The organism is Agromyces sp. NPDC058104 (genome assembly GCF_042884835.1).
In the GTDB taxonomy this organism is placed as follows: domain Bacteria; phylum Actinomycetota; class Actinomycetes; order Actinomycetales; family Microbacteriaceae; genus Agromyces.
In genome coordinates this window covers 1,643,133-1,654,761 of record NZ_JBHVTD010000001.1, presented here as the reverse complement: position 1 = coordinate 1,654,761, position 11,629 = coordinate 1,643,133, and the positions used below count along the sequence as shown (strand labels likewise).

Sequence of the window (11,629 nt, the reverse complement as noted above, 5' to 3'; positions counted from 1 at the left end):
CGCGCTTCCCGGCCGCCGCGGCGACAAAAGAAAATCTACGTCACCCACACCCCACCCCACAAATCCACCATGCAACCCGGGCGTGTCGCGGCGCCGCCATGAGCCGAGCCGGTCGGCAATCGCCCCGATGAAACGCGAAATCCGGCCGGCATCAGCCGACCGGATCCGCGAGAGGCCGGCTGGGGTCAGTTCACCTCGTCGGGGTGGGCGCTCACGCGCCCCTCGCGCTCGAGCGCGGTGATCGCCTGCATCTCGGCCTCGCCGAGTTCGAAGTCGAAGACGTCGAAGTTCTCGGCCATGCGCGCGTGGCTGCCCGACTTGGGGAAGAGGATGTGCCCGCGCTGCAGGTGCCAGCGGATCACGACCTGCGCCGGCGACTTGCCGTGCGCCTCCGCCGCGTCGGCGACCTCGGGCAGCTCGAAGAGCGGGTACTTGCCCTGGCCGAGCGGGCCCCACGCCTCGATGGCGATGCCGTGCTCCTCGGCGAAGGCGGCGGTCGCCGGCTGCTGGTGCGCGGGGTGCAGCTCGATCTGGTCGACCGCCGGAACCACGTCGCTCTCGTCGAGCAGACGCTCGAGGTGGGGCACGAGGAAGTTCGAGACGCCGATCGAGCGCACCCGGCCCGAGTCGCGCAGCTCCTCGAACGCGTGCCACGTCTCGACGTACCGGTCGCGCGCCGGGCTCGGCCAGTGGATCAGGTAGAGGTCGACGTAGTCGAGCCCGAGACGTTCGAGGCTCGCGTCGAACGCGTCGTGCACCGACTGCGTGCCCTGGTCGTCGTTCCAGAGCTTGGTGGTGACGTAGAGCTGCTCGCGCGGGATGCCCGATGCGGCGATCGCCCGGCCGACCCCCTCCTCGTTGCCGTAGATGCGGGCCGTGTCGAGGTGCCGGTAGCCGACCTCGAGCGCGTCGGCCACGATCCGTTCGGTCTCGGCCGGATCGACCTTGAACACCCCGAAGCCGAGCTGCGGGATCGAGTGGCCGTCATTGAGCTGGATGCGGGGAACCGTCATGCCCGCCATCCCATCACGCGGCCGCTGCCCTGCGACAGGGTGGTTCGCTCCCCGCGAATCGCACGCCCGGGAAGCGACGCGAAGGGGGCGCCGCGGAGTTCGCCGTCCTACGATGGAGGGCTGATGACCTCGCCGATCCCGATCCCTGCGATCACCTACCCCGCCGAACTGCCCGTCTCCGCGCAGCGCGAGGAGATCGCGCGCGCGCTGGAGTCGCACCAGGTCGTCATCGTCGCGGGCGCCACCGGATCGGGCAAGACCACCCAGCTGCCGAAGATCTGCCTCGAGCTCGGGCGCGCCTCGATCGCGCACACGCAGCCCCGGCGCATCGCGGCCCGGACCATCGCCGAGCGCATCTCCGAGGAGCTCGGGGTCGAGCTCGGCGGGCTGGTCGGCTACCAGGTCCGGTTCACCGACCAGGTGAGCGAGGCGACCCGCATCAAGGTCATGACCGACGGCATCCTGCTGAACGAGATCCACCGCGATCGCCAGCTGCGCCGCTACGACACGATCATCATCGACGAGGCGCACGAGCGCAGCCTCAACATCGACTTCCTGCTCGGCTACCTGAAGCGGCTCCTCCCCCGCCGCCCCGACCTCAAGGTGATCGTCACGAGCGCGACGATCGACCCCGAGAGCTTCGCGAGGCACTTCGCGGATGCTTCGGGCACGCCCGCGCCCGTGATCGAGGTCTCGGGGCGCACCTACCCCGTCGAGGTGCGCTACCGCCCCCTCGTCGCCGAGGCGTCGGGCGACACCGGCGAGGACGCCGACGACGAGGGCGCCGCCGCGGAGGACAAGGACGTGCAGCGGGGCATCCTCGACGCCCTCGACGAGCTCGACCGCGAATCCCGCGGCGACGTGCTCGTCTTCCTCTCCGGCGAGGGCGAGATCCGCGACGCCGAGCAGGCGGTGCGCGGGCACTACGCAAGCGCCGGTGCGCGCGGCGGCGAGACCGAGGTGCTGCCGCTCTACGGCCGGTTGTCCTCGGCCGACCAGCACCGGGTGTTCGAGCCGTCGAAGGTCGCCGGGCTCCGGCGACGCGTCGTGCTCGCGACGAACGTGGCCGAGACGAGCCTCACCGTGCCCGGCATCCGCTACGTCGTCGACGCGGGCACCGCCCGTATCAGCCGGTACTCGGTGCGGTCGAAGGTGCAGCGGCTGCCGATCGAGGCGATCTCGCAGGCCTCGGCGAACCAGCGATCGGGTCGCTCGGGCCGCACGAGCGACGGCATCGCCATCCGCCTGTACTCCGAAGACGACTTCGCGCGCCGCCCCGAGTTCACCGACCCCGAGATCCTGCGCACGAACCTCGCCGCGGTCATCCTGCAGATGGCCTCGCTCGGGCTCGGCCCGATCGAGGAGTTCCCGTTCCTCACGCCGCCAGACAGCCGCGGCATCCGCGACGGCGTCGACCTGCTGCGCGAGCTCGGCGCCCTCGAGGGCGGCACCTCGAGCGAGGGTCCGAAGCTCACGAAGGTCGGCCGGCAGCTCTCGCGACTGCCCATCGAGCCGCGGTTCGCACGCATGGTGCTCGAGTCGAAGGCGCAGGACGTCTCGCGCGAGGTGCTCGCGATCGTCGCCGGCCTCACCGTGCAGGATCCGCGCGAGCGTCCGCTCGACCGCCGCGAGCAGGCCGACGGCTTCCACGCGCGGTTCGTCGACCCGACCAGCGATTTCCTGACGCTGCTCAACCTCTGGAACCATCTCGAGCAGAAGCAGCGCGAGCTCTCGGGCAGCGCGTTCCGGCGCATGTGCCGGTCGGAGTTCCTGAACTACCTGCGCGTGCGCGAGTGGCAGGACCTCTACCGCCAGCTCCTGCGCCTCGCGAAGCCGCTCGGCCTCCAGGTCGCACGCGAGGCAGCGGAGCCCAACCCCGACGGGATCCACAAGGCGCTGCTCTCGGGGCTGCTCTCGCAGCTCGGCCTCCGGGACGACTCGAAGACCGGCAGCGGACGCGGCGGCGCGGGCGCCGCCCGTGAGGCCGAGCGCCGAGGCCGCCGCCAGCAGTCCGAGTTCCTCGGTGCGCGCAACACCCGCTTCGTCGTCTTCCCCGGCTCGGCGCTCGCGAAGAAGCCGCCGGCCGCGCTCATGAGCGCCGAGCTCGTCGAGACCAGCCGGCTGTTCGCCCGCACCAACGCGGCGATCGACCCGGCCTGGGCGGAGCCGCTCGCAGGCTCGCTCGTGAAGCGCAGTCACAGCGAGCCGCACTGGGAGAAACGCCAGGGCTCGGCCGTCGCCTACGAGAAGGTCACGCTCTACGGCGTGCCGATCGTCGAGCGCCGGCGCATCCAGCTCGCCCGCATCGACGCGCCCTACGCGCGCGAGCTCTTCATCCGCCACGCGCTCGTCGAGGGCGACTGGCCGAACGAGACCCGGCGCGACCCGCTGTTCGAGTTCGACCGGCGCAACCGCCGCCTGCGCGCCGAGCTCGAAGCGGTCGAGGAGCGCAGCCGCCGGCGCGACATCCTCTTCGACGACGAGGCCGTCTACGACTTCTACGACGCGCGCATCCCGGCCGACGTGACCTCGACGAGGCTCTTCGAGACCTGGTGGCGCGAGGCGAAGAAGCTCGACCAGGGCCTGCTCACGATGACGGCCGAGACGCTCGCGCCCGACGACGCGCCGGCGATCGACGACGAGGCGTTCCCGCCGACGTGGCAGCAGGACGACCAGACGCTGACGCTCCGCTACCGCTTCGAGCCCGGGGCATCCGACGACGGGGTGACCGTGCAGGTGCCGCTCGTGCTGCTCGCGCGCCTCCGCCCCGAGGGCTTCGACCGGCAGGTGCCCGGCCTCCGCACCGAGCTCGTGACCGCGATGATCAAGGCGCTGCCGAAGGTGATCCGGCGCAACGTCGTGCCCGCGGCCGACTGGGCGGCGAAGATCGTCGCCGAGCTCGACGGGCAGGATGCCACGGCGCAGACCTCGTTCGCCGACGAGGTCGCCGGCGTCATCAAGCGGCTGACCCATACGCCCGTCACGGGCGCCGACTTCGCGATGGATCGCATCCCGCCGCACCTGCTGATGTCGTTCCGGGTGGTCGAGGGGCGCGGCAAGCAGCTCGGCGTCGGCAAGGACCTGCGGGCGCTGCAGGCGCAGTTCAGCGACCGGGCGCGCGACGCCGTCGCCGGCACCTTCGCGACGGGCGGCGGCGCGGGCGAGCGGCGACGCGGGCCGCGGGCCGTCGACGTCGGGCAGGGGCCGATCAGCCCGTCGGCGCTGGGCGGCGCCTCGAGCGCCGGCGGCGCAGGCCTCGAACGCAGCGGCCTCACGAAGTGGGACTTCCCCGAGCTCCCGCGCCACGTCGACACCGACGTCGGCGGCAACCGCGTGCGCGCCTATCCGGCACTCGTCGACGACGGCGAGACCGTGAGCATCCGCCTTCTGGCGACCCCCGAAGACCAGGCGGCCGCGATGCCCGGGGGCATCCGACGGTTGCTCATGCTCGCGACGCCGTCGCCGGTGAACTACGTGCAGCAGCACCTCACCGGCAACGAGAAGCTCGTGCTCGCGACGAGCCCCTATCCGAACACCGCGGCGCTGTTCGCCGACTGCCTCGTCGCGTGCGTCGACGACGTGCTGTACCGGGTGAAGGACGACGGCATGCTCTTCACGAAGCTCGAGTTCGACACCGTGCGCGACCGCATCTCGGGCGTCGTGATGAACACCATGTTCGAGACGGTCTCGCTCGTCGCGAGCACCCTTGTGGCGCTCCGCACCGCTGAGAAGGCGGTCAAGTCGGCGACGAGCCTCGCCCTGCTGCCCGCCCTCGGCGACGCGCGCGCGCAGCTCGACGGGCTCGTGTTCCCGGGCTACGTCTCGCGCACCGGCCTCGAGCGGCTGCGGCACCTGCCGCGCTACCTCGAGGGCGTGACGATGCGCGTCGGCAAGCTCGAGCAGAACCCCGGTCGCGACCGCGTCTGGATGAACGAGGTGCAGGCCGCGCTCGGGCGCTTCGCCGACGCCGGCGGGACGATCCCGCTCGCGCCGCGCTCGCCCGCCAACCTCGTCCGGGCGCGCTGGCTCATCGAGGAGCTGCGGATCAGCCTCTTCGCACAGGAGCTGCGGGCCGCCGAGAGCGTGTCGCTGCAGCGCATCACGAAGGTGCTCGCCGCGAAGGGGTGACCCCGACGCGGCTTCCGGGAACGCCGAAGGCGGGCGCCCTCGGGCACCCGCCTTCACGAAGGGTCGCTATGCGCCGATGAGGCGCGCGGCGAGGAAGCCCTCGAGCTCTGCGAGCGGCACGCGCTGCTGCTCCATGGTGTCGCGGTCGCGCACCGTCACGGCGTTGTCGTCGAGCGAGTCGAAATCGACCGTGATGCAGAACGGGGTGCCGATCTCGTCCTGGCGGCGGTAGCGGCGGCCGATCGCGCCGGCGTCGTCGAAGTCGACGTTCCAGTGCTGGCGCAGCGACGCGGCGACCTCGCGGGCGAGCGGCGAGAGCTTCTCGTTGCGGCTGAGCGGCAGCACCGCGGCCTTGACCGGCGACAGGCGCGGGTCGAGCTTCAGCACGGTGCGGGTGTCGACGCCGCCCTTCGCGTTCGGCACCTCCTCGACGTGGTACGCGTCGACGAGGAACGCCATGAGCGAGCGGGTGAGGCCGGCCGCAGGCTCGATCACGTACGGGATCCAGCGCTCGTTCTTGGACTGGTCGAAGTAGCTGAGCTCCTTGCCGGAGTGCTCGGAGTGCGTCGAGAGGTCGAAGTCGGTGCGGTTCGCGACGCCCTCGAGCTCGCCCCACTCGCCGCCGGTGAAGCCGAAGCGGTACTCGATGTCGACGGTGCGCTTCGAGTAGTGCGAGAGCTTCTCTTGAGGGTGCTCGAAGAGGCGCAGGTTCTCGGCGTCGACGCCGAGGTCGATGTACCAGTTCCAGCGGTAGTCGAGCCAGTACTGGAACCACTCGTCATCGGTGCCGGGCTCGACGAAGAACTCGAGCTCCATCTGCTCGAACTCGCGGGTGCGGAAGATGAAGTTGCCCGGCGTGATCTCGTTGCGGAACGACTTGCCGATCTGGCCGATGCCGAACGGGGGCTTCATGCGCGCGGCCTGGAGCACGTTCGCGAAGTTGGTGAAGATGCCCTGCGCCGTCTCGGGGCGGAGGTAGTGCATGCCGCTCTCGTCCTGCACGGGGCCGAGGTAGGTCTGCAGCATCATGTTGAAGTCGCGAGGCGGGGTCCACTGGCCGCGGGTGCCGCAGTTCGGGCAGGCGATGTCGCCCATGCCGTTCTCGGGGGCGCGACCCTTCTTCTCCTCGTACGCCTCGAGCAGGTGGTCCTCGCGGAAGCGCTTGTGGCAGTGGAGGCACTCGACGAGCGGGTCGGTGAAGACGCCGACGTGGCCCGAGGCGACCCAGACCTGCTTGGGCAGGATGACGCTCGAGTCGAGGCCGACGACGTCGTCGCGGCGGGTGACCATGTAGCGCCACCACTGCCGCTTGATGTTCTCCTTCAGCTCGACGCCGAGGGGGCCGTAGTCCCACGCTGAGCGGGATCCGCCGTAGATCTCGCCGGCCTGGAAGACGAAGCCCCGGTGCTGGGCGAGGGCGATGACGGATTCGAGTCGGCTGGGTGCGGCCACGGTGGCTCCAATGGTGCAAGGGGCCAGAGGCCCGAGAGGGGATCGGAGACCATCCTACGAAATCCCGCAGCGGTCCGGGCGCCCCGCCTGGCGCCCGGAGGGCTGGCCGTGCGAGCGGCGGCCGTCAGCCGGCGTCGCGGAGGGAGCCGGGCCCGATCTCCGCGACCGAACGGTGGCCGGCCAGCCCCATCGTGAGATCCAGCTCGGCGACGTGGTTGCGCACGACCTCGCGCACGCCGTCGGTTCCGGCGACCGCGAGCCCGTACGCGTAGGGCCGTCCGATGCCCACGGCGGTCGCTCCCAGCGCGAGCGCCATGAAGGCGTCGGCCCCGCCGCGGACCCCGCTGTCGAGGATCACGGGGACCCGCCCGCCGACCCGCTCGACCACGCCGGGCAGGGCATCGAGGGTCGCGACGGACCGGTCGATCTGGCGACCGCCGTGATTCGACACGACGAGTCCGTCGACGCCGTGGTCGAGCGCCTGCGCCGCGTCGTCGGGGTGCACGACGCCCTTGAGCAGCACCGGCAGCGACGTCCACTCCCGCAGCTTCGCGAGCGACGCCCACGTGAGCGACGGGTCGCTGAACACGTCGAGGAAGGTCTCGACGGCGGCCCGCGGCAACGGCGAGCGCAGCGCCTCCCTCACGCCGCCGTCGACGAGCCTCGTGTGCGCGCCCGAGCGGGCGATCGAGAACGCCGAGACGAGCAGCGTCGGGGTGACCTTCGGGCGGGCGGCCGCACCGCCCGCACCGCCCGCGCGCGCGACCCGCTCGCGCACCAGCTCGGCGAACACCGGGTCGCTCGTGTACTGCGCGATGCCCTGCCCACGGGTGAACGGCAGGAAGGCGGCGTCGAGGTCGCGCGTCCGCCACCCGAGCAGGTGCGTGTCGAGGGTGACGACGATCGCCTCGCAGCCGGCCGCCTCCGCACGGCGCACGAACGACGCGTTGAGCTCATCGGAGGCGCTCCAATACAGCTGGAACCATCGCGACCGCGAGCCCATCGCCGCGGCGACCTCCTCCATCGGGCGAGACGCCTGGTTGGAGAGCACGTAGGGCACGTCGAGCGCCGCCGCCGCACGGCCGACCGCGACGTCGGCGTCGGGGTGGGCCAGCTCGGCGACCCCGATCGGCGAGAGCACGAACGGCGTGGCCCGGCGGCGCCCGAGGAGCTCGATCGACAGGTCGCGGGTCGAAACGTCGCGGAGCACCCGCGGCCAGATCTGCCGTCGTGCGAACGCCGCACGGTTCGCGGCCATCGTGGCCTCGGCGCCGGCCCCGCCCGCGAGGTACGCGAAGGCCTCGGCCGACACGGCCTTGCGCGCGGCGCCTTCGAGCTCGTCGACGTCGACGGGCACCTTCGGCCGGATGCCGGAGAGCCCGGCCCGGTACACCTCGGACTGGGTGGCGCGCCCGTACCCGCGGTCGTCGTCGGCCATCTCGTCGCTCCTTCGCGATCGTCGGTGCTCTGCACGTTCGAGCCAGCGTAGCGGCGGGCCGCCTAGGGTGGGAACGATGCCTCATTCCGACCTCCTCGTCTCGGCCATCGCGCTCGTGCGCGACCGCCGGGTGCTCATGGTGACCGCGCGCGACCGCGAGGTCTACTACATGCCGGGCGGGAAGATCGACCCCGGCGAGACCGCCGCGGAGGCCGCCGCCCGCGAGGCGTTCGAGGAGGTCGCGCTCGAGCTCGACCCCGAGGCCCTCGACGAGCTGTTCGAGGTCGTCACACAGGCGCACGGCGAGCCCGACGGCCGCCTGGTGCGCATGCGCGTCTTCCGGGCCGAGACGGATGCCTCGCCGCAGGCCTCGGCCGAGGTGGGCTCCCTGCACTGGGTGACCACGAGCGAGCTCGACCGCTGCCCGCCCGCCGGCGCCGAAGTGCTGCGCCGCCTCGCGGCATCCGGCGTCATCGACTGAGCCCGCCCTAGACTGCGGTCATGTCGCAGACCCGCGAGTTCCGCCGCGGCGAGGACGTGGTCGTCATCCACGACTCGGGCCGGCCCGACGGGCCGGACTACGTGCTGGTGCACGGGCTCGGCATGGCGCACGACTACTGGTCGGAGCTCGCCGTCGTGCTCGAGGCGGACGGCCGCGTGCACGCCCTCGACCTGCCGGGCTTCGGCGACGCCCCCGAGCCGAGCGAACCGCTGAGCATGCCCGCGGCGGGCGAGCTCCTCGCCGATCTGCTCGTGGCCGAGGGCCTCGCCGGTGCGGTGCTCGTCGGCCACTCGACGGGCGCGCAGGTCGTCTCGGAGACGGCGGCGAAGCATCCCGAGCTGGTCGGCCGCCTCGTGCTCATCGCGCCGACCGTCAATCCCCGCGAGCGCACGCTCGCGAAGCAGACGATGCGGTTCCTGCAGGACATCGCGCTCGTCCACCCGAAGGCCCTCTGGTACGGCGTCTCGCTCTACGCGAAGGCGGGCCCCGCCTGGTACGCGGCGAACCTGCGGCCGATGCTCGACCACCGCATCGAGCTCGTGCTCCCCGGGATCACGGCGCCGACGCTCGTCATCAGGGGCGAGCACGATCGCGTCGTGCCGCGCGACTGGGCCGAGGAGGTCGCCCGGCTCGTGCCCGACGGTCGCTACGCCGAGGTACCGGGGCGCGGGCACGAGACCATGATCAGGGCCGGTCGCCGCGTCGGCGAGCTGATCGTGCGGCATGCGCAGGCACTTCCCGCGGGCCGCCCGGTGACGCTCGTCGAACCGCCGCCCGAGGGCCGGCCGCTCGGGGTGCCTGCCGCGCTCGGCGCGATGGCGCGCGACTACGCCTACGCCGGGGTGCGCCAGCTCGCCTGGCTCGGCGCCAGGCACGAGCCTCGCGCCTGGCGCACGGGCGAGCCTGGCAAGCCACAGGTCGTGCTGCTGCCGGGCGTGTACGAGCACTGGTCGTTCATGCGGCCGCTCGGCGACGCGCTCAACGCCGAGGGTCATCGCGTCGTCGTGGTGCACGGCATGCGTGCGAACCGGCGCCCGATCGCCGAGACCGCCGCCCGCGTCGCGAAGGCCCTCGCTCGCTCGGCTCCTCCGCCGGCCGGTCGCGTGATCGTGGCGCACAGCAAGGGCGGGCTCATCGGCAAGCACGTGCTCATCGACGACGAGGGCGAGCTGCTCGGCATCCGCGGGGTCGTGGCGATCTGCACCCCGTTCGCCGGCGCACGCCGGGCGCGGCTGTTCGGCGACCCGAGCATCAGGGCGCTCCTGCCGAGCGACGCGACGATCGTGATGCTCGAGGACGCGGCCTCCGTGAACGCGCGCATCGTGTCGATCTTCGGCACCTTCGACCCGCACGTGCCCGACGGCAGCGCGCTCGAGGGCGCGACGAACCTGCAGGTACCCGTCGCGGGTCACTTCCGGGTGCTCGCGGCGCCCGAGACCTCGGCGGCGGTGCTCGCGGGCATCGGCCTGCTCACGACGGCGGGCTGAGCACTCGGCGGCGCGCCGGCGCAGCACGCCCCGGTCGCGTCCAGGCCGGCCGGCCACGACTTCGGCGATCGCCACGGTCTCGGCTCGATCGGGCCGAATCGGCCCGACGCAGTGGCGATCTCCGAAGATGCGGTGGGCTACAGCTCGTCGAAGGGCGCGGCGTAGCGGAATGCGCCGGCGGACGACGAACCTCCGAGCCGGATCGCCTGGAAGTACGCACCCCACGTGGGCTCGGGCGGCGCGACCCCGAGCTCGGTGCTCGTCACAAAGCCGAACCGGCCGTAGTAGGCCGGGTCGCCGAGCAGCGCGACGAGCCCCTCGCCCCGCGCCTCGGCCAGCCGCAGGGTCTCGCGCACGAGCGCCGAGCCGATGCCGCCGCGCTGAACGCCGGGGTCGACCCCGATCGGGCCGAGACCGAGCGCCGGCTCGTCACCGAGCCATCCGCGGGTCGTGATGCAGTAGCCCACGACGGCGGCGTCGCGCTCGGCCACGAGCGCGAGCTCGGGGATGAACTCGGCTGAGCCGAGCAGCGCCGTGTTCAGCACCACCTCCACCGGCGGCGAGGCGGCGGGCGAGCCGTCGGGCTGCGGCCCGGAGAACGCCGCCGCGAGCAGCCGATCGACGACCGCGCAGTCGTCGTCGCGCAGCGGCCTGATGCGCACGGCGGGCTCCGTCACGCTCAGTGCACGAACTCGAGCAGGTCGAGGCCGACCTGGCGCATGCCGTCGAGCACCGCGAGCCGCGACGAGAGCATCGTGTCGGCGTAGTACATCGACACCGCGTAGGCGACGCTCGCACGGGGGCCGCGCAGCACCCCGACCTCGCTGCGCACGCCGCCGTCGGTGCCGGTCTTGTTCATGAGCAGCAGGCCGTGATCGGGCGAGCGGTGCGCGAGCGGGTCGAGGCCGAAGGCCGACGCCACCATCGAGAAGTCGGCGTTCAGCGAGAGCCAGCCGACCACGCGCTGCGACACCTCGGGCGAGACGATCTCGCCGCGGGCGAGCGAGGCGAAGAGCCAGGTCAGCTCCTTCGCCGAGCCGATCGAGAGCTGCGGGGCGTCGTCGGGGCCGCGGTGGTCGCGCACGAGGTCGAGGAGCGCGGTGCGGGTGAGCCCGAGCGTCTCGGTGCGGGCGCGCACCGCCTCGAGGCCGATGTGGCGGATCAGCACGTTCGTCGCGAGGTTGTCGCTCGTCGCCCCGATGAGCGCGGCCAGGTCGGCGATCGGCAGGGACGGCGACTGGAGGTGCTGCCAGATGCCCGAGTCGCCGACGGCGTCGCGCGGGGCCCGGTCGAGCACGGTGAACGACTCGGCGCTCGCGCCGACGAGCCGCGAGGCGACCTCGACGAGCAGCAGCACCTTGCCGATCGACGCCGTCGGCATCACGACGTGGTCGTCGACGGAGAAGAGCACCTTGCCGGTCGCGAGGTCGGTCGCACGGGCCGACACCTGCACCCCGGCGAGCGCGAGCTCCCCGAGGGCGGCGAAGCCGCGTGCGAAGTTCTCGTTGGGCTCCTCCGTGCGGTGCTTGCCCTTGCGCAGATCGGCATGACGTGCACGTCGCTCGGATCCCTGCGACGACGTCACCACGGTGCTTGCACGCTCTTCCTC

8 protein-coding genes are annotated in these 11,629 nt (G+C 72.3%); 3 read left to right on the top strand and 5 right to left on the bottom strand.

Annotated elements, in window-relative coordinates:
- Positions 1-185 precede the first annotated feature (185 nt).
- Positions 186-1,013, bottom strand: a complete 828-nt coding sequence (locus ACFVTH_RS07830) for an aldo/keto reductase (protein WP_387088645.1) — start codon at positions 1,011-1,013, stop codon at positions 186-188.
- Positions 1,014-1,136: 123 nt separating this feature from the next.
- Between ACFVTH_RS07830 and hrpA the strand changes: the two genes are divergently transcribed.
- Positions 1,137-5,141 carry an ATP-dependent RNA helicase HrpA gene (gene hrpA, locus ACFVTH_RS07825; protein ID WP_387088642.1) on the top strand — a complete coding sequence of 1,335 codons (4,005 nt, stop codon included), beginning with the start codon at positions 1,137-1,139 and terminating at the stop codon, positions 5,139-5,141.
- A gap of 66 nt (positions 5,142-5,207) precedes the next feature.
- Here the strand turns inward: hrpA and ACFVTH_RS07820 are convergent, their stop codons facing one another.
- On the bottom strand, positions 5,208-6,593 hold the full coding sequence (locus ACFVTH_RS07820; protein ID WP_387088639.1) for a glycine--tRNA ligase: 1,386 nt from the start codon (positions 6,591-6,593) through the stop codon (positions 5,208-5,210).
- Between the two features lie 124 nt (positions 6,594-6,717).
- A complete protein-coding gene (locus ACFVTH_RS07815) occupies positions 6,718-8,031 on the bottom strand; it encodes an alpha-hydroxy-acid oxidizing protein (protein WP_387088637.1) in 1,314 nt (437 codons plus the stop codon).
- A 76-nt stretch (positions 8,032-8,107) separates the two neighbouring features.
- On the opposite strand from ACFVTH_RS07815, the gene ACFVTH_RS07810 reads away from it, so the two are divergent.
- Both ACFVTH_RS07810 and ACFVTH_RS07805 read left to right on the top strand, forming a co-directional pair.
- Entirely contained in the window at positions 8,108-8,512 is a 405-nt protein-coding gene (locus tag ACFVTH_RS07810; RefSeq protein WP_387088634.1) for an NUDIX domain-containing protein, read from the top strand.
- Between the two features lie 20 nt (positions 8,513-8,532).
- Complete coding sequence (locus tag ACFVTH_RS07805; protein ID WP_387088631.1) at positions 8,533-10,020, top strand: alpha/beta fold hydrolase; 1,488 nt, start codon at positions 8,533-8,535, stop codon at positions 10,018-10,020.
- Between the two features lie 137 nt (positions 10,021-10,157).
- Here ACFVTH_RS07805 and ACFVTH_RS07800 read toward each other — a convergent pair whose 3' ends face one another.
- The gene (locus ACFVTH_RS07800; protein ID WP_387088628.1) at positions 10,158-10,682 is read right to left on the bottom strand and encodes a GNAT family N-acetyltransferase; all 525 of its coding nucleotides are present in this window, start codon (positions 10,680-10,682) and stop codon (positions 10,158-10,160) included.
- A gap of 17 nt (positions 10,683-10,699) precedes the next feature.
- Positions 10,700-11,605 (bottom strand): serine hydrolase, encoded by a 906-nt coding sequence (locus tag ACFVTH_RS07795; protein WP_386941522.1) that lies wholly within the window; start codon positions 11,603-11,605, stop codon positions 10,700-10,702.
- Positions 11,606-11,629: the final 24 nt, after the last annotated feature.